The sequence below is a fragment of the Hoylesella oralis ATCC 33269 genome (assembly GCF_000185145.2).
Classification (GTDB): Bacteria; Bacteroidota; Bacteroidia; order Bacteroidales; family Bacteroidaceae; genus Prevotella; species Prevotella phocaeensis.
The window spans coordinates 156,567-176,529 of sequence record NZ_GL833118.1 but is presented as its reverse complement, the minus strand read 5'-3'; the positions used below and the strand labels follow the sequence as shown (position 1 = coordinate 176,529).

The following is a 19,963-nucleotide window of genomic DNA, read 5'->3' as shown; positions in this document are numbered from 1 at the left end:
AGACGAAGAAATTCCGCTTGTTCCGGTAACACCATGATGCCGATGCTCCCTGATAATATGTTTCGGGGCATCGGCATTGTTGTTTACAGGCTACAGCATCAGCCCACAACCCGTCTTTTCCCAAAGATGAAACGCGACAGATGCAGTTTGTCCAGCACCCACCCTATCGCTATGCTGCCCGCAACAGCTACAGTTACCGACACTACAAGAAACACCATGCCAGAACGGTCGATACCAACAAGCATAGGTTGCCATAGCTTTGCCAAGGCTGTAAACACGGGCGAAAAGAGCAGCAACAGCAGGGTGTTCCGTCCGACAAAGAGCATTGTCGGCAACAGTCGTGCGCCCCATTGCTGCAAAACACGGTAAATACCGAGGATAAAGCACACAGACAGGTAAACAAAAAGTACGCCACCGATTGAACCTTTATCCATATTAACGGGGAAAAATGCCAGTATCGCCATGGGCAAAAGCGCCCACAACGACGGTCGGAAGAAACGCGTAAACCGCACACCCCGCAACCTTACCGCCGCTCCGCCGAGGAAATACAGCGCACAGGGCAACGAGACAATTCCGATATACCATAACAGACCATACAACAGAGCCACCGCCACAAGGCGCCCGAGCGGCCCGATATGCCCGCAACGCGCTACACCATAATAGACCGTGCTGCACAACAAAAGCGTATGCAAATACCAATACGGCCCCAAAGGATGAAGCAATACTTTATTTATATATAAAGAAAAGGTGAGCGAATCGATATGTTCACGAATGGGCAACACCGCTGCCATCGCCGTATAACCGCTCTCCATCACGGCATAGGGAACAAATATCCACAGCATAGTGCGCAGAAACTTGCGCCACGGTTTGCCCACATTGAGCAGATACCCCGATATAACAAGAAAGCCGGGCATATGAAACGTGTAAACCACTTGCTTGGCATAAGGATAGCTGTCGCCGATGAAAACCAAGTGAAAGGCTATCATCAATACGATCAGCACACACTTCACGAAGTCTATTTCGGCCACTCTTCCGGTCTTTTCTGCCTCTTGCACTACCATCGTTCCAGACAATAAAAACATTTATCCGCCATCGGCAGACTTGGTAACCATATAGGCACTCAGCAATACAAGCACCGCTGCCACGGGTTTGTCCCACGTAAGAGCATCCTGACCTACGGCAAAAGCCACCACCGAAGCCACTACCGGCTGCAGATTGGTATATACGCTCACGGTTGTGGCACGCAGATATTTCATGGCAAAAGGAATGGTGAAATAGCCCAACACCGTAGCAAATACCACGATAAAAGCCATGCCCAACACGCCCGAAAGGCCTTCTGCCCCGTAATTACCCATGTAGAGAGGCTGCAAGGGCAACTCTTTCCACGCGAAAGGAAGCACAGCCACGGTCGATACGAGGAACACCCATTTCATCTGCGTTACGGCGCTATACTTCTGCGATACCTTGCGCGTGATGATAAGATATACCACCCACGTGAGCAAACTGAGCAAGGTGAGCGCAATACCCAGCACATCATTCCGCCCCGCACCGCCCTGCCAGCTCGCAATAACCATGATTATAGCGCCCGCAACGCCCACAAACACGCCGATTGTCTTCATACGGCTGATACCTTCATTCAAGAATACAACCGCCATGAGCATGGTGGCTACCGGCGTTAGTGTGGCAATGAGCGAAAAGTAAACGGGCGTGGTATAGGTTAAAGCCCATGCCGTAAGCGTTTGAGAAACTACGAAACCGCACAGTCCGCCAGCCATGATAACGAGTAAATCTTTACGCTCTACCCTCTCTCGAGGGAGAAACAGCCCTATCAGCCAGAATATCAATGCCGCCCCGATGCAGCGTGTAGCCATGTAAGCCATGGGCGATACCCACTGATCGAGCAGCATCTTGGTAACCGGTACGCCCAGTCCGAAGATGATGTTTGCCGAGAGTATGGCCGCATGGGCCTGTATCTTATGATTGTGCATGATATAGAAATGAAAAACCGCCTGCAAAGATAGCACTTTATTGCAATACTTGCAAACGTCGTAGGTTTATTGTATATTTCAAACAGATGTATTTGTTAACGAACATACCTGTACTGCCTATCGGCGATAGACAATATATATTGCCAAGAAACACCTAACGAACGGCTTTCTTACTTCTTGGGTTCGAGGGTGCGGAACACCATATACAGGCCGTTTCCTCGGAGGGTGAAACTGTCTCCGACGGCCTCGTTGAGTGTTCCTTCCCACCAACTTTCGGGCGTAACAGGTGCCCATTTCAGGCCCGAACCTGCCATCTGTGTGCATCCGAAGTTAAAGATACTTACCTGTTGTCGGCAGAACGAGCCGAACGTATGGCTGCCTTCTGCCGTTACAAAGTAACCGTAATCGGTCAAGAGCAGGGGCACAATGCCCATGTCGCGATGATAATGCACCATCAGAGAGACGTTGGCCAGCGTGTGATCCTCGCGCTTACCCGTAACGCCAAGGTAGAGTATGCGGCGCATACCCAAGGCACTGCAGTGGCGCGTGGCCTTGGTAAGGTCGTTGTCGCTCTGTTCGCTGACGATATGAAGTATATCTCGGTATTTTATTTTAAGCTCCTGTGGCAGCGAGTCGCCGTCGCCAACGATGGCATGGGGCATATATCCCTGTTCTATGGCATGCGTGGCGGCGCCGTCGCAGCAGCAGATATACGGCGTATGTGCCAGCAATTGCAGGGCAAGAGCATGTTTCGGAAAGTAGCCGTTGCCGAGGATAACGGTGTCGAACGACGCATCGGGCGTAAGCAGAGGATAGTTCATTCAGCGGTTCTCCGTCATCATTTTTCGCCATTTGCAGTACCCCATCACCGCTATTACTACGTAAAGAGCGTAAAGACCGGCCTTGAAAGGGATGCCCTTATAGGCATATAACGCTGCACTTACGGCATCCACCACGATCCAGACAGCCCATTGTTCGAGGTATTTCCGTGCAAGTGCCCACAGTCCGATGAAGCTCAACGCGTTGATAAAGCTATCTGTAACGGGGACATCAGAGTTGGTGAAGTGGATCAGAATTTCGTAAATACCCAACCAAGCAGCCAAGAAAACGAGAACAGAGGGCAAGATAAGACTTTGTTTAAAGTGTGTTATGGGCAGTTGTTCGTTGGCTTTTTGGTTCTTCTTCCGCCCGAATTTCCAGACTGCATAGCCGTAAAGGGCGGCAAAGGTATAGTAAATGGCCATGCCGAAGTCGGCATAGAGCCCCACCGACCAGAACAGATAAATGTCGATGGCAGGCATAACGATACCCACAAGCCATAAGGCTATGTGGGCTTTGTACTCGAGGATAATATAGATAATGCCGAGCACTGTACTCAACATATCGAGCCAATGCTCGGCAAGAAATGTCTGTATATCGGCCATAGGCGATCAGAAGTTAATCGACAGGTGCGCCATCAGATGCGTCGGGGCCTGTGCCGAATAGGTGGTCCATGCCCAACCTGCGTTATATGCAACTATCTTATTGCCGTCTTGTTTGAAATTCATAGAGCAGCTACCGTTACTCTCATACTCCTCGTTAAACAGGTTATAAACGGTCAATCCCACCGTTGCGCTCTTGATACCGCGCAGCTTGAAGGTATACGAAAGGTCGAAGTTGCTCACGAAATAGCTATCTATCATGGCGCTGGTTTGGCTGCCATCTTTCTCTGCATAGCTGCGGAAGTTGGAGTTGGTCATATATTGTTCGCCCACGAACTTGCTTTGCAGCGATGCCGTGAAGCCCTTGTATTCGTAACTGAACATATTGCCGAGGATGAAATCGGGTGAATATGCAAGGTGTGTAGTGCCCACATTGGCGGTCGATTCGGCCCATGTAACCGGATCGATTGTCGTTACATCGACGTTCTTTGCACGGTTTTTGCTCCATGTAGCATTGATGTTCCAGTTAAATCCCCTAAAAGGATTGAGACCGGCCGTAAGTTCTACGCCCATTCGGTAGCTGTCCTTGATGTTGCGAGATACCATTTCGCCGTTGGCATCCTGCGCGCCTGTCGGCACGAACTGATTATCGTAATCCATGTAATAGAAGTTGGCGCCGGCGCTGAAAATACTGCCTTGGTACTTATAACCTACCTCCAAATCGTTCAGTCTTTCGGCTTTAGGAGCAACAGGCTTGGTTTCTGCCAGCATATTCTCGAAGTCATTGCGCGTCGGTTCCTTATGTGCAATGGCGTAAGAGACATATAGCGTGTGGTTCGGGCCGGCAGTGTAGACCAAACCGAACTTGGGATTGAAGAAATTGTACGTGCGATCCAAGTCCAACGGGAGTTGCTTCTTGTTGTTGTCGAACTCCTGAGAAGAGCCTTGGAGCCTATATGTAATACGGCGATATTGCATGTCTGCATAAGCATTAAGGCCGGGCAAGAACTCGTAGTTCACCTTTCCGTAGATGTTGGCATCGGTTTTTCGGGCGTTATTATCATAGTATTTGTGGTTCGGATCGATGCTTCCGTTAAAGCTACGCACCCATATTACGTTACCGAAATGGTCGCCATCGTACTTGTTCCAACCACCTCCAAGGATAGCAGACAGCCCTTTACGGGCATCATAACTCACGGATGCGACGGCTCCGTAGAAGTTGTTGCGCATCTGTTTGCGACGGATAAGGTCGCTATACTTGCCGAGCGTGCTCGATAGCAGGTACTTGTAGAGCTTCACATGGCTATCTTCGCTGTCGGCTTTATACTGCTCATAGTAGCCGAAACCGTGGGTGTAATGCAGCGAGGCATTCAGTTTCCAAGCGTTAGACAGTCGTTGGTTCCATATCAGATAATAGTGCTGTTGGTGGTAATTGTCGGTCTGGTTGTCGTAAAAGACCGTGTTACCGGCGGCATCCTTATATTTTCCGCTTGGATTATAGCGCCTCCCGTACTTCTTCATGTCGGCTTTAGAAGCGTAATCCCATGCATGATAAGTCTTTTCTGTGCCGTTGAAGGTGATGAACTTCACCACGGTATTATCGTTGAAATAGCCTCCTTGCATGAAATAAGAGTTCAAACGTGTCGATGCTCTGTCTATATAACCGTCGCTACCGATATTGGATAGCCGACCTTGAAAGCCCCAATGATCGCCCAAGAGGCCCGTTCCGAAGCGGAAAGTTTCTTTGTGCGTGCCGTATGAACCGCCCGAAAGGTCGATACTGCCAAAAGGTTTGATGCCGATACTCTCGGTCTGCATGTTGATCGTAGCGCCGAAAGCGCCGGCGCCGTTGGTCGATGTACCTGCGCCACGTTGTATCTGTATGCTCTCTACACTGGAAACAAAGTCGCCCATGTTTACCCAGAAAACGGCCGAACTCTCCGCATCATTCATCGGAATTCCGTCGGTTGTGATGTTTATACGCGTGGGATCGGTGCCACGAACATGTATTCCAGTATAGCCAATACCCATACCTGCGTCTGACGAAACGGTAACCGACGGCGTCATCTCCAGCAACTGCGGCACGTCTTTGCCGTGGTTAACGGCGCTGATCTGCCGTTTGTTCAGGTCTGAATAGGTCATCGGCGTCTTTTTGTCGGCCCGTGTGGCCACCACCTGCACGTTCTGTAATTCATACGCCTTTAGCGTATCGATCTTTTCGGTCTTAGGATTGGCCGCGTTAGCCGTTGCAACACACGCAAGTATTGCAATCGTTAATGCACTTTTGTTCATAAATACCTTAATTTAAATGAATAAATAAAAGGGGGAAAGGAGCATGAACTTGGGGTTCAATGCTTGAGGTTCGTTTTTCACACACTGTGTGCCTTCCTACGCCGGCATTACCCGGATCAGGTCATAGGGTTTGATCTCAGCCGCGAAATATCGCAGCACCCCTTAACTTACCTTTTGCAAGTCGGATGCAAAGATAAGGCGTTTTCTTGAAGAAACAAAATAAAACTTAATTTATTTTCTTTGTGTTTTCTTAGGCTCGACGGGGCGGAAATAATCCTTAATCTCATCTTCCATCGTCGTTGTATCGGCCTCCTTGGGCTTTCGTCCGGGCATATAGAGCATGATGGTGAACTGGTTATCAGCGCTCAACGGCATAACTGTTCCATCAGGGAACTTGGCATATTTGTAAGTTGCGGGCACTCTGACGATCTTGATACGATGCTTTTCCAAGCATTCCCAAGATACCACTGAGTAATACATCCCATCATCTTGCGACACATAAAAGGCCTCTTCGTCCTCTGCATTGTGTTTTAAAGATTTTGCTTCGATATCTGAAATCAGGAAATCTACTGCACATTTACGGTTCGGAACTATGAAAGTACCCTTACGCCCTTGCGTTTTTTGTGCCGTAACAGCTATGGATATAAGTATTATCGGCAGTAAAACGGCAAGGCGGAATAAGGCTCTTCGCCTGATGTTCAGAGTGTTTGTCGCATCTTTTATCATTGTTTTTCGGTTTTAATATAAAGGTTTCGAAGACAAAGATAAAACATCTTTTTAAAACAACCATGCGCTTTCGCGATTATCTTTCGATGAAATCGGAAGAATAAATAGGTGGTTTATCCACCTTATACAGTATATGTATCGCGGATACACCCTACTTTTATCGCGCATATCCGCCATGTGTAAGTTTTCCGAACAGGTAACCTACCGCTTGATTTTGAATGAGTTTTCGATGCTTTGTATCTCGTCTGAAAACAGGCGATCTATCTTCAACCGTTGTTCTACCTGCGAACAACTGTGGATAACCGTGGAATGATCGCGCCCTCCGACGAGCTTGCCGATGCGCGAAGCGGGCATTTTAGTGTACTTCTGTGCAAGATACATCGACACTTGGCGGGCCACTACGAGGTCGTGTTTACGGCTCCTGCTGTTGACGGCCGTTGCGGATACGTTGAAATGATTGCACACCGAATCGAGAATATCGTCGATAGTAAGGGGCTTGTCGTCTATCTTTACGGCACGTTTAATCACTCTCTCGGCCAAACGCATATCGATGCTGCTGTTGTAAACCACGCTGTATGCCAGCAACGAATTAACCACTCCCTGCAAATCGCGCACGCTCCCATTAGCCGAAGAGGCTATAAATTCAACCACTTCTTTGGGGATATCCAGCCCGTCGCGGTGTATCTTATTATTCAAGATATCGATACATAGCTTTACATTAGGCTGCTCCAATTCGGCAATAAGCCCACAAGAAAAACGGGTAAGCAGGCGGTCGTTCATGCCTTCGAGGTCTACCGGAGGGCGATCGCTGGCAAGAATAATACGCTTACCGTTCTTAAATAGATGATTAAAAATATGGAAGAATGTGTTCTGTGTTTTTACTGCAGTAATCCACTCCTGTATATCATCCACGATTAGAACGTCTATCGTTTGGTAGAAGTTGATAAAATCGTTTACGCTGTTTCGCAATGTAGCGTTGCTAAACTGTACTTGAAAGAGCCGCGCACTGACATATAGCACCCGTTTCCGTGGGTAATGTTCGCGGATTTTCATACCTATAGCATTGATAAGATGCGTTTTACCGCAGCCAGACGGGCCGTATATGAACATCGGATTGAATTGTGCCGTGTTCGGATGCTCTGCTATAGACAGTCCGATAGACCGCGGAAGTTTGTTACTGTCGCCCTCTATGTAGTTTGCAAACGTTTGATGAGGGTTGAGTTGCGAGTCTAATGGCTGCATTTTTACCGCATCCATGAGCGACGGAGATTGGTTTCCTCGGCTGATTGCCTTCGGTTTAGGATCGGTATCTCCCACAACACCCTCTACAACAGTCGTAATGTTATGCTCTTTATCGGCCATTATACGGTAACCAAGGTTCACGTTTTTGCTGAATACACGGCCAAGCACTTTCTTCAGTAAGTCTACATAATTCTCTTCCAAATACTCATAAACAAACGTACTCGGTACTTTTACCAGCACTGTTTTCTTCGTTTCGTCGTACGATTCGAATACAATGGGCTTGAACCATGTACTATATTGTTGTTCTGTAACGTTCTCACGAATAAGCGCAAGGGCGTTTTCCCAACAGGAATTAGGGCTTACTTTCATCTATAAAACGACTTTAGATACGTCTTCCGACATATTTTTCATTGTAACGTAAGTGCAAAATTAAAAAAGAATTTTATATAAAACAAATAAACGGATTTATAAATTTTTAATGATAAATGCATAAAGTGCTTATTTTACCGACTTTACATGTTTCTGTCAAACGGTATACAAAAAAGTAGATTTTGTATTTTGTAACATCCTGATATCGAGCTATTTAAAGCACATTTGATAAAGATATGAGAAATAACAGTGAAACATATTGAAACAAGGCGGAAAAGCAAATAAAAATAAAGGCTTCGGACAGTTTGCCCGAAGCCGTGAAACATTAGCGCCACTATTTAGACTAATTTTAATTAAGAGTACCACCTAACGATATTATCCGATAGTTCCATCGAAGATAGATATACGGCCTTTCGCCCTTAGACCTATCGCCTGTAGAAAACAGATATAAGCCCTATCGGGGACGGATTATTTGTCTTTCCTGCCAAAGAGTGAGAAGTGAACATAACGTTTAGGGTGCTGACGCAGGTTAACCATCAGAGAATCGGCATTTCGCATTACCGAATTCATATTGTTATAGAGGCTTGCATCGTTCATCAACAGGCCAAGCGAGCCTTGATTGCTGTTCAGGCGTGCCGTGAGTTCCTTCACGTTGGCGATGGTATGGTTTACCTGTTCCATCGTTCCTGCGACATCTATGGCAGCTAAGTTGGTTGTTAACCGGTCTGTGTTATCGAGTATACCGTTAGCTTTCCTCATCATTACCGGTACATTATGGTTCAGATTGGCCGTCAATATATTCAGTTGTCGTGTGGTAGTGGTAAGGTTCGAGGCTACGGTCTGCACATTATGAAGCGATTGTGCGATAGCCGGATCGGCCAAAAGCATATTGAGACTCGACATTATAGAGTCGAGTTTCGGCAGCATTTTCTCTATTGAAGGCACCATTGACGATAGCTTTCCCAAGGCTCCATTATTGATATTGCCGTTGATGGTCTCACCCGGATTAACCCTCTCTCTCGGGTTATTGGCAAGTAGAAGGTTCACCTTTACGTTACCGAGCATATCGCTAACGATCTCGGCCGAACTGCCCTTGGGTATCCGCATGCCTTTGTCTACGCCGATGATAACCCTTGTATCCTTCTTATGGCTATAGTCGTACTCTATTCCTTTAACCACTCCGACCTGATATCCATCGGCATAAATAGGACTGGACGACGATAAACCGCTGATATCTTTAAAGGCTATGTAATATATATTGTCTTCAGAGAACAAGGTAAGCCCCTTCAGAAAGTTCATACCATAGAAAAGTACGATTATTCCAACGATGGCAACGACGGCTATCTTTATCTCTTTTGTAAACTTCATTGTTATCTATTTTTTATTTAATCTGAATTCCTTGACGGCTTCGTTGATATCTACTCGCCTGCCATCTTTAAAGGCTACGATAAACGCTTGTGGGAACTTGTCGGCAATCTGCTTGCGAAGATTGTTGATTTCGTTATAATCTGTGGAAGCTCCATAGGTATATTTGTACAGGTTGCCCTCCTCGTAACTGTCGTAATCGGTAATGCCTTTTAAATGAGCATCGTCCGGACGGAGCTTACGACTGACGGCAAAAATCTGTATCTTGAATACAGGTACGCTGGCTACAGGCTGCTCAGACGGTGCCTCAACGGGCTGTTCTTCTGTGTTAGGAACAACTTTTTCGGGATCGTTTACCGGTTTGTAAGGTTGCGGAACCACGGTCGGAATATCGACAGGTTCTGCCTTTTCGGCCTTATAGGGCACCACTATCTTGCCGTCGTGCTTGCTCTTATACTGTATAAAAGCATTGTATATGCCCCTTGCAATGGCATCTACCTGACCATTGTTGTTCAGTGTACGTTCTTCATCCGGCGTGGTGATGAAGCCGAGTTCTATCAGACAACTGGGCATAGATGTTTCGCGCAACACGAGGAAACCGGCTTGGTGCACGCCTTTATCGGGCCGATTAGCAGTGCTACACACATTGCTTTGTATCATTTTAGCGAGTTCTATGCTCTTTTCCATGTTCTTCCCTTGGATGAATTCGAACATGATATAGCTCTCGGATGATCGGGGATTGAAGCCTTGATACGTCTGCTGATAGCCTTTCTCCATAGAGATAACGGAGTTTTCGCGCATGGCTACGTCGAGATTATCCTTTGCGCGGTGCATACCCAAGGTATATGTTTCGAAGCCGCGTGCCTGCTTTCCTGCCGGCAGAGCGTTCGTATGAACGGAGATAAAGAGGTCTGCTTTATTGCGATTGGCTATGTTTGCCCGCTCCATCAGTGGGATAAACACGTCGTTTCTACGCGTATAAATAACTCTAACATCAGGACAATTCCGCTCTACATATCGTCCGAAAGCCAACGCAACGGTAAGGTTGATTTCTTTCTCCTTGGATATCGCACCCAATGCACCGGCATCATGCCCGCCGTGCCCGGGATCGATAACAAGGGTAAAACGCTTATTTGCAGCCATAGACATAGTTGCAAATACAATAAGAGTTATCAGAGAAATTAACGACTTTCTGCCCATATCGTTACAAAAGTAATTAAATAATGTGAGAAAACCGTTATTATCTAAAGGGTTTTATCATTTATTAAGTGTAATTCTACACCGGCACAATCGCAATCCGCACCCATCGGAGGATTGATTTTGGCAATATCTATGTCTATTTTTTCTATATTGGGGAACTGTCGGAACAGGTGCCTGCCTATTCTATATGCCACGTTTTCGAGCAATTGAGAGACTTCCGCCATCTCTATTTTGATGATATCGCAAACACAGGCATAACTGATAGTATCGGTAAGCATATCGGATAACATCGCTACACCTATGTTATAAGCGATACAGACATTCACTCTATAGTCGTTGCCTATAACATGTTCTTGCGGCATCACGCCATGATAGGCATGGCACCGCAGGTTTCGAACATAAATATAACTTGAATGTACTTTCATTCCACCCTATCCGCAACGCGATGCTCCGCAGTTTTTACAGATTAAACATCCCTCTTGATAGATAAGTGTTTCGTGCCCGCAAACCGGACATTTTTGCCCTTTGGCCTCGGTACCGTCTACGATATACTTCTTCAGAGCACGTTCCACGCCGTTCTTCCAAGTATTTATACTCTCGTCTTTCAGTTGGAGCGAGCCCACAAGTTTAATCACATGGTCGATCGGCATACGGTATCTAAGCACGCCGGATATTAGCTTTGCATAGTTCCAATACTCCGGATTGAACTTCTCGCTCAGCCCTTCAACGGTAGTCTTATAGCCTCTTTTATTCTCAAATTGGAAATCATAACGGTGTGTTCCATCCTCATTAGTCTGCTTAATGATCTTTCCTTTGGTCACAGTCTTGGGCAATACGATGCCTTCTTCATCATCCTGTAAGCCGGTGAATATCTCATAAGGATAGCCATCCAATAGACCTACGAAAGCAACCCACTTATCTTTGTTGTTCTGGAAACGTACCACATCGCAGGCAAGTTCCTTTGGTCTCACCTCTGTTACTTGCGGATGTTGGCACGGGGGCATACCGAGTTGCTCCATATTATTATCTTTTACCGCCTCTCCATCTTCATTCTTTTTCTTATCTTTCTTCGATACGGAGATCATAACCCCTGCGCGACTTCCGTCTCGATAGATGGTGCAGCCTTTGCATCCGCTCCTCCAAGCCTCCACATACAGGCGGTTCACCAGCGCTTCATCCACTTCATTGGGCAGGTTAACGGTTACGCTGATGGAGTGATCTACCCACTTTTGGATGGCTCCTTGCATGCGAACCTTCATCAACCAGTCCACATCATTTGCCGTAGCTTTATAATATGGTGATTTTGCAACGAGCTCGTCGATCTCTTCTTGAGTATATTTTTTGGTAGAATCGATACCGTTTATCCGCATCCACTCAAGGAACTTCTTGTGATAAACGATGTATTCTTCGAACGAATCTCCTACCTCATCCACGAAATCAACGTGCACATCGGTGTCGTTGGGGTTCACTTTTCTGCGGCGTTTATATACGGGCATGAATACTGGCTCTATGCCGCTTGTGGTCTGTGTCATAAGAGAAGTGGTGCCGGTTGGTGCAATTGTCAGGCACGCAATGTTACGACGACCGTATTGCACCATATCTCTGTAAAGTTCGGGATCGGCTTCTTTCAAGCGCAGGATAAACGGATTGCGCTCCTCTCGCTTAGCATCGTAAACCTCGAATGCACCGCGTTCTTTCGCCATCGTTACCGAAGAGCGGTAAGCCCCCAACGCTAAAGCGCGGTGAACACTTACGGAGAAGTCTGTCGCTTCTTGTGTCCCGTAGCGCAATCCCATAGCTGCAAGCATGTCGCCTTCCGCTGTAATGCCCACACCTGTACGCCTTCCAAGCCCACTTTTGTACTTTATCTTCTCCCAGAGATGGTATTCAGCTCCCTTCACTTCATCGCTTTGCGGATCAATAGTTATCTTTTCCATGATCTTGTCTATCTTTTCAAGCTCGAGATCCACGATGTCGTCCATGATTCGCTGTGCTATCTGTACATGCTTCTTAAAGGTATCGAAGTCGAAATAAGCATCCTTTGTAAACGGATTTACCACATAAGAATAGAGGTTGATACACAACAGACGGCAACTGTCATACGGACATAATGGGATTTCACCACACGGATTGGTGCTTACGGTATGGAAACCAAGGTCGGCATAACAGTCGGGTATGCTCTCCCGAATAATGGTATCCCAAAACAACACCCCGGGTTCGGCGCTCTTCCATGCATTGTGTACGATCTTTTCCCAGAGCTTTTTCGCCGATATACTATTGGTACACTGAGGGTTCTTACTATCTATAGGGAATTGCTGCGTATAAGGTTTGTCGCTTATAGCGGCATTCATAAACTCGTCGTCTATCTTTACAGACACGTTAGCTCCCGTAACTTTCCCCTCTGTCATCTTAGCATCAATGAATAATTCGCTATCCGGATGCTTGATACTTACACTCAACATCAACGCTCCACGGCGACCATCTTGCGCTACTTCGCGTGTGGAATTGCTATATCTCTCCATAAAAGGCACCAATCCGGTACTTGTAAGAGCCGAGTTATTAACAGGTGAGCCTTTCGGACGTATGTGACTCAGGTCGTGGCCCACCCCCCCACGGCGCTTCATCAGCTGAACTTGCTCCTCATCAATGCGCATAATGGCCCCGTAGGAGTCGGCATCGCCGTCGAGACCTATTACGAAACAGTTACTCAGCGAGGCCACCTGATGATCGTTTCCGATACCTGTCATTGGGCTACCTGCAGGCACTATGTACCGAAAATGGTCTAAAAGTTCGAATATTTCCTTTGCTTTAAGCGGATTGGCATACTTTTTTTCGATCCTTGCAATCTCGTTCGCGATGCGCCAATACATATCTTCAGGCGACTTCTCGAATATGTTTCCGAAGCTATCTTTCATCGCATATTTGTTCACCCATACACGTGCAGCGAGCTCATCCCCACCAAAGTATTCCAACGAAGCGCCAAACGCCTCCTCAAAAGAGTAAGTTTTCTGATTTTCCATTATACGTATATCTTAAATATTATGTTCTTGTTTTAGTCCAGTGTGTGCAAAACTACGATTTTATTTCCACATACTAAAACTATTTCCCATATATTTTATATAAATAAAATACTAAGAAGTTCGCCAAAACAGGAAACTTTTACTAACTTTGTAGAAATAAAATGATCAAAAAATGAAATCACTATTAAGCAGACGAAGCATCCGTAAATACACTAAAGAGGATGTATCCGATGAACTTCTTCACCGACTCTTGGCCGATTCCGAGCACACTCAAACGATGGGAAACCTGCAACTTTATTCCGTTATCATTACCCGCGACCGTGAAAAAAAACGTCAACTATCGCCGATACATTTCAATCAACCGATGGTAGAGGGTGCTCCTGTGGTGCTTACTTTCTGTGCAGACTTCCGACGTACTACCCTTTGGGCCGAGGAACGCATGGCAAATCCCGGTTACAGCAATTTCCTTTCATTCGTCAATGCGGCCTCTGATACACTGTTATATTGCCAAACTTTCTGCAACATTGCCGAAGAACAAGGGCTCGGCTTATGCTATCTCGGCACCACGGTTTATATGCCCGAAAAGATTATAGACATACTGAAGTTGCCCAAATTGGTTATGCCGATTGCAACAATTACCTTGGGATGGCCCGACGAGATGCCCGCCCAATCGGATCGATTGCCATTAAATGCAATCATACACAGCGAAACTTATCACGATTATTCGCCCGAAATGATCGATCGGTTCTACACTCCGAAAGAAGAACTTCCCCAAAACAGGCAATTTGTAGCAATCAATCATAAGGAAACACTCGCACAAGTGTTCACCGATATTCGTTATACCAAGAAAGATAACGAGGCACTTTCGCAAACTCTGCTCGCCGCTCTTCGCCGACAGGGTTTCATGGATTAACACCTTACACGGAGCTCCTGCAAAAAACAAGCGTGGCGTTCATATTGCATGAACGCCACGCTTATTATATATAATAAGGTGTAATTTTCGGCTAATCTTGAAAATACACCCGCTTTACACGGTTGCTGATACATGTAAGAACCTCGTATGGAATGGTGTCGAGAGCATCGCTCAACACTGTTACAGGCAGATGGTCGCCGAATATTTCCACACTGTCGCCCTCCTTACAGTCGATACCTGTCACGTCTATCATGGTCACATCCATGCAAATATTGCCTACGTATTCTGCCCTTTTACCGCCCACCAAGCAATAGCATCGCCGGTTTCCGAGCCTGCGGTTCAGCCCGTCTGCGTAGCCTATAGGTATGGCTGCAATCACACTGTCGCGGTCGATAACACCCTTACGCGAATAACCCACCGTGTCTCCTGCCGGCACGTGGCGCAGCTGAAGGATAGTTGTCTTCAGCGTACACACATTATTTATAATATGGTTGTTGCGCGAATCGATGCCATAAAGCCCCAATCCGAGCCGGCACATATCAAGTTGTCGCTCCGGAAAATGCTCTATGCCGGCGGAATTGTCTATATGCCTAAGTATCTTATGCGGGAATGCAGCCTGCAGTTTACGGCTGCCTTCATCGAACAGGGCGAACTGCCGTGCCGAAAATTCATCGAAGCTGTCGCTGTCGGAACCTACGAAATGCGAGAATACAGAGCGCGGAATTACGGCGTTCTGGTGCTGCATACGGGCGATAAGTCGGTCGATATCCTTATTAGGATCGAAACCTAAGCGGTGCATACCCGTATCCAATTTGACATGGACGGGGAAACCGGCGACTCCTTCCTTCTCTGCAGCCTTGATAAGCGCCTCCAACAGCCGGAACGAATATACCTCGGGTTCCAAATCATAATCGAACATAGTCTTGAAAGCCGTCATTTCCGGGTTCATTATCATGATGTTCGAAGTTATTCCGTTCTTACGTAAAGTAACGCCTTCATCGGCAACTGCCACGGCAAGATAGTCCACTCTGTGGTCTTGCAGCGTCTTTGCTATCTCTACAGCCCCCGCACCATAGCCGTCTGCCTTTATCATACAAACGAGTTTGGTGGTCGGTTTCATGAAGCTACGATAATGGTTTAAGTTGTCTACAACGGCATTTAAGTTCACTTCAAGTATGGTTTCGTGCACCTTTTGGGCCAAAAGCTCGGTCAACAGATCGAACCCAAAGCTGCGAGAGCCTTTCAATAAGATCACTTCATCGCGCAGAGAGCGGAACACTTCGCTGCTTATAAAGCTGTCGACCGACTCGAAGAAGAACTTTTCTCTTACCTTTATCTCGTCCGACTGTGCCGATATTTCGGGGCCGATACCTATGAATTTCTCCACTCCACGGCCTTGTACAAGCGTCGAAACCTCTCTGTACAGCTCACGGGGCGACTCTCCGCTTTGGTAAATATCACTCAATATGAGTGTATGTCGGCGCCCCTTGTGGTCCGGTCTGCGGTTCATAAAGTCGAGAGCTATATCAAGTGATTTCACATCAGAGTTATAAGAATCGTTGATAAGGGTGCACCCGTGCTGACCGGTCTTCACCTCCAAGCGCATCGCTACGGGTTCCAACCGCTGCATTCTGCGGTCTAAATCGTCGGCAGACAGCCCGAGATACAGGCTCACAGCCATGCAGGTAATGGAATTTACAACCGATGCGCTGTCGATAAACGGTATGGAGTACTGCCCTTCTTTACCATTATATACATAAGTAACGGTGGTAGTGTTTTCTTTCTTTTCTATGGTTTTTACGAACAGCGGGGCGTTCCGGTCTTTCTGCGACCAGCCCATACGCCGGCCTTTATAGCCGGATTGCTCCATGCAGCGGGCAATCAGATCATCGTCGGCATTATAGATAACGGCTTCAGAGTCGTGGAATAGCTTGAGTTTTTCGCTGCATTTCTCCTCCATCGAGGCAAAGTTCTCCTGATGGGCGGTACCTATACCGGTAAGAACCCCGATGGTGGGCTGTATGATACTGCGCAGCGAGGCCATCTCGCCGGGCATACTGATGCCGGCTTCGAATACACCTATCTGCGTCAGTTCGTTCATGAGCCACACCGAGAGGGGCACTCCAATCTGCGAATTATAGCTTCTTGGGCTTCGTGTAACGACCATTTGCGGCGATAGCAGCTGGTAGAGCCACTCTTTCACCATAGTCTTGCCGTTGCTGCCCGTGATGCCCACGACCGGAATATCGAACTCGTCGCGATGGCGTTCGGCCAGCCTTTGCAGCGCACCGAGCGGGTTTACCACTTTCAGGAAGTTGACATCGGGGTAAAGCGTGTCGTAATTATCGGGCAAATGTTCTACCACAAAATTGAATACACCGCGACGATACAGGTCGCCGATGAAGTGTTGACCATCGTTGCGATCGGTCTTTAAAGCGAAAAACAACGTTTCTTCTGCGAAACAAAGCGAACGACTGTCGGTTAAAAGAAAGCCGATATTGGCATCTCTGTTGCCGTATCGATGCGCTCCGATCAGCGTTGCAACCCTTTCGATAGTATAAGTCATAGCCCTTATTATATTTAATTCTCTTATCAAGACGGTGCAGCCGACAGCCACGAAATCCGTATTTCGCGCTGCCTCATAGCCCACCGACCGAGTGCAAAGATACTCCTTTTCCCACTTACGGCAAAGAGATTGAATTATTTTTCGCCTATTATTTTTAGCATATATTATAGGTGCATCGCCGCCATGCAAGCAAGCCATCCCCTTCCCCTGTGCCATTCTCAAGAAAGAAGAGTATGCCACAACGTAAAGACTCGTATGGCCTAAGTATTTTACATAGGCATTTTAAGCATCTTAGATTGCCTGTCTATCCGGCTTATACCATAGGTATATCTTAATTGTCCTTGCAGTCTTTCTCCCTTCTCCTTCACTTTTTAAAATCACAGGTCGAACTTATAACCCACGGTGAACATAAAACCATTGTCCTTAACGTTATCCACTTTCGCGATATTTGTGATGCCCAAATTGTAACGGGCATCAAGAACAACGTTCATATATTCATAAGATATGCCCATCGGAACTGCCAATTCCACTTTCTTGAAGTTTCCTGTAACATTGGCATCGAATACGCCTTCCGCGCTGAAAGTACGCTTCCCTTTAGCATCTACGGTATATTCTTCCCACTCATGCCTCGACTTTGCGTGGAGCGGGAAGCCCACCTGCAGGCCTACATTGACAGAAAGACCTTCGGCAACATACCCATGCAGCATCAACGGAACATTCAAACAGTGCAAGTTCACTACATTCCTACGCACGCCATGAAGCAATTTAGCGTTGTCGTAATATTCTTCATGATCCTTATAACGGCACCCCTGCAGGGAATAGAATACACCTATGGAACCGCCGAGCACATCGGTAAACTGATACATCAGGTCTACTCCGCCAGTAAAACTTCCCTTCATAACGGGTTTATCCTCTATTCCTTGCTCCGACGAACTCGCCACGTAGTAATACGAATTGCCCGATAAAGTGGAAACATTTACGCCGAGACGGGGTATCAGAGAGAACGTTCCGGCGAGGCTCTGTGCAAGACTATCCAAAGAAACCAAATATAATAAGGTTGCAAAAATATACTTTTTCATGTGATACTGTTTTACTTTAAAACGGTTTTTTACGCATTTTATTATAATTCTGCTCATTTTCGAAAAGAGACGTTTATCTTATATGGAAAAAGCGCAACGGACATCAACGTCCACTGCGCTTCATTTCTACATAAACTAAAGTCGAATTGAATGATTATTAATTACTGTTTATGTTCGTCAGAAATAAGTGTCATACTGAATCTTTATATCTTCTTTGTCGATTGTAGAACGAACGGAACCACCTGCTTGAGATAATTTGTACGAGTGCCGTCTACACCTATCAGCCCTTCTACAATCTGCATACCGAGCACTTTTTTGGTAGCGTTGTATACGCCATACGATGAGAAGTTGTTAACAGCAAAGGCAACCTGCACCTTATGTTTCTTACCTCCGTAGGTCAAATCGAAACTGGGTGTTACAGGATTAACCAAGAAAGTAACCGGCGAGGTCTTAATGAAACCGATACGACATGTCATGTCTTGGTCTGCTGCCTCCTCCAAAGCCTTCTTCAATTCCGCATCGGTAACGTTGAAAGCCAGTACTTTCGACGGGAATTTACTAATCGTTAACGTGCTGTCGTTGGTAATAGTCCACTTTACGGCAACTGTATCTGTCATATCTTTAGGGTTCTTTTTGTTCTCGCTTTTATAGATCAGATTACCCTCATAACTGCCCTTTACCGTAAGCAGGCACTGCGCAATCTCCTCTTTGGTAAGCTGCTTGTAAGAATTATCATCGCTGTTACAAGCCGTAAAAGCCATTGTTACTAAACCTAATAATGCTACTGTAAAAATCTTAAATGTTTTCATTGTCTTTGTTTTTTGAGTTATAACGATTAATTGCTTTTGTCCTATAAATGGGGTATTTCGTAAAACTTGCATCCTTATTATGTTAATAAATCATAATCAGATATACCAACTTTCAAACTCGGGCGATAGACCTTACTTTAAAATATTTTAAGAAAAAAAGGCATATTCTTGATGCAAGTTTTCGTAATATTGTAATTTAAATGGGCAAAGACAACATTTAAACCGAAGAAATTATGAAAAAATTAACGTTATGGACCTTAGCTCTTGCGCTGATAGCCGGTGCTTTCGGTCTTCAATCATGCTCCGACGATGACAACGATTACAGTCGTCTTTACCCAACAGCCCTTGTCACCGTGAAGCCCAACAGCGACAACTCGTCGTTTTACATGCAACTAAATGACTCGACAACACTGCTGCCTGCCAATATGAAAGCATCGCCCTTCGGCAAAAAGGAGGTGCGTGCACTGGTAAATTACACTATGGTTGACCGTCCTACAATGCATTCTGGCCGTGCTGTTAATATCAACTGGATAGACAGTATCCTAACTAAACGAATGGCAGTTACACTGGGCGATAAGAATACAAGTACCTACGGAGTCGATCCGGTGGAGATCGTGAACGATTGGGTGACCATTGCAGAAGACGGATACCTTACACTTCGCTTCCGTACACGTTGGAGCAACGGCAGCCGCCACATAGTTAATCTGGTGGCAACCGGTAGCAATAAAGAGCCTTACAAGGTAACCTTCTACCACAATGCACAAGGTGATCGCTGGGGAGCTGTAGGAGATGCCATCGTTGCATTCCGTCTCAACGACCTTCCCGATACGCATGGAAAAACGGTAGACCTTACTCTTGAGTGGAATGCATATAGCGGAAAGAAGACGGCAAAGTTCAAATACTGCACACGTAAGGCCACTAATTCATCGGCAAACATTGCATTCGGTACGCTGATAAAATACGTCAACTAAAA

At 46.4% G+C, this 19,963-nt stretch carries 16 protein-coding genes and 1 riboswitch; of the genes, 2 read left to right on the top strand and 14 right to left on the bottom strand.

The window, feature by feature from the left end:
- Positions 1-98: 98 nt before the first annotated feature.
- The 11 genes from HMPREF0663_RS02370 to HMPREF0663_RS02320 form a co-directional block, all read right to left on the bottom strand.
- Positions 99-1,082, bottom strand: a complete 984-nt coding sequence (locus HMPREF0663_RS02370; RefSeq protein ID WP_004368513.1) for an acyltransferase family protein — start codon at positions 1,080-1,082, stop codon at positions 99-101.
- Entirely contained in the window at positions 1,083-1,988 is a 906-nt protein-coding gene (locus HMPREF0663_RS02365; protein ID WP_231375181.1) for a DMT family transporter, read from the bottom strand.
- Between the two features lie 170 nt (positions 1,989-2,158).
- The gene (locus HMPREF0663_RS02360) at positions 2,159-2,809 is read right to left on the bottom strand and encodes a thiamine diphosphokinase (RefSeq protein WP_004368510.1); all 651 of its coding nucleotides are present in this window, start codon (positions 2,807-2,809) and stop codon (positions 2,159-2,161) included.
- Entirely contained in the window at positions 2,810-3,412 is a 603-nt protein-coding gene (gene pnuC / locus HMPREF0663_RS02355) for a nicotinamide riboside transporter PnuC (protein WP_004368509.1), read from the bottom strand.
- Between the two features lie 6 nt (positions 3,413-3,418).
- Positions 3,419-5,701 carry a TonB-dependent receptor gene (locus tag HMPREF0663_RS02350; RefSeq protein WP_004368508.1) on the bottom strand — a complete coding sequence of 761 codons (2,283 nt, stop codon included), beginning with the start codon at positions 5,699-5,701 and terminating at the stop codon, positions 3,419-3,421.
- A 75-nt stretch (positions 5,702-5,776) separates the two neighbouring features.
- Positions 5,777-5,874: riboswitch (TPP riboswitch) on the bottom strand.
- Positions 5,875-5,932: 58 nt separating this feature from the next.
- Positions 5,933-6,427 (bottom strand): hypothetical protein, encoded by a 495-nt coding sequence (locus HMPREF0663_RS02345; RefSeq protein WP_004368507.1) that lies wholly within the window; start codon positions 6,425-6,427, stop codon positions 5,933-5,935.
- 201 nt (positions 6,428-6,628) lie between these two features.
- On the bottom strand, positions 6,629-8,038 hold the full coding sequence (dnaA, locus tag HMPREF0663_RS02340) for a chromosomal replication initiator protein DnaA (protein ID WP_004368506.1): 1,410 nt from the start codon (positions 8,036-8,038) through the stop codon (positions 6,629-6,631).
- A 468-nt stretch (positions 8,039-8,506) separates the two neighbouring features.
- On the bottom strand, positions 8,507-9,406 hold the full coding sequence (locus HMPREF0663_RS02335; protein ID WP_004368505.1) for an MlaD family protein: 900 nt from the start codon (positions 9,404-9,406) through the stop codon (positions 8,507-8,509).
- A 6-nt stretch (positions 9,407-9,412) separates the two neighbouring features.
- The gene (locus HMPREF0663_RS02330) at positions 9,413-10,603 is read right to left on the bottom strand and encodes an N-acetylmuramoyl-L-alanine amidase family protein (RefSeq protein ID WP_004368504.1); all 1,191 of its coding nucleotides are present in this window, start codon (positions 10,601-10,603) and stop codon (positions 9,413-9,415) included.
- Positions 10,604-10,647: 44 nt separating this feature from the next.
- Positions 10,648-11,028: a dihydroneopterin aldolase gene (gene folB, locus HMPREF0663_RS02325; protein WP_004368503.1), complete on the bottom strand. Its 381-nt coding sequence runs from the start codon at positions 11,026-11,028 to the stop codon at positions 10,648-10,650.
- A gap of 6 nt (positions 11,029-11,034) precedes the next feature.
- The gene (locus HMPREF0663_RS02320) at positions 11,035-13,623 is read right to left on the bottom strand and encodes an adenosylcobalamin-dependent ribonucleoside-diphosphate reductase (protein WP_004368502.1); all 2,589 of its coding nucleotides are present in this window, start codon (positions 13,621-13,623) and stop codon (positions 11,035-11,037) included.
- Between the two features lie 172 nt (positions 13,624-13,795).
- Here HMPREF0663_RS02320 and HMPREF0663_RS02315 point away from each other — a divergent pair, with 172 nt between their 5' ends.
- Entirely contained in the window at positions 13,796-14,536 is a 741-nt protein-coding gene (locus HMPREF0663_RS02315; protein WP_004368501.1) for a nitroreductase family protein, read from the top strand.
- 91 nt (positions 14,537-14,627) lie between these two features.
- Here the strand turns inward: HMPREF0663_RS02315 and HMPREF0663_RS02310 are convergent, their stop codons facing one another.
- The 3 genes from HMPREF0663_RS02310 to HMPREF0663_RS02300 form a co-directional block, all read right to left on the bottom strand.
- Positions 14,628-17,102, bottom strand: coding sequence for a bifunctional UDP-N-acetylmuramoyl-tripeptide:D-alanyl-D-alanine ligase/alanine racemase (locus tag HMPREF0663_RS02310; protein ID WP_016665537.1), 2,475 nt, complete (start codon positions 17,100-17,102; stop codon positions 14,628-14,630).
- 377 nt (positions 17,103-17,479) lie between these two features.
- Complete coding sequence (locus HMPREF0663_RS02305; protein WP_231375180.1) at positions 17,480-18,181, bottom strand: porin family protein; 702 nt, start codon at positions 18,179-18,181, stop codon at positions 17,480-17,482.
- Positions 18,182-18,384: 203 nt separating this feature from the next.
- On the bottom strand, positions 18,385-18,990 hold the full coding sequence (locus HMPREF0663_RS02300; RefSeq protein WP_016665536.1) for a DUF4840 domain-containing protein: 606 nt from the start codon (positions 18,988-18,990) through the stop codon (positions 18,385-18,387).
- Between the two features lie 233 nt (positions 18,991-19,223).
- On the opposite strand from HMPREF0663_RS02300, the gene HMPREF0663_RS02295 reads away from it, so the two are divergent.
- Complete coding sequence (locus HMPREF0663_RS02295) at positions 19,224-19,961, top strand: NigD1/NigD2 family lipoprotein (protein ID WP_004368497.1); 738 nt, start codon at positions 19,224-19,226, stop codon at positions 19,959-19,961.
- The last annotated feature ends 2 nt before the right edge of the window (positions 19,962-19,963 follow it).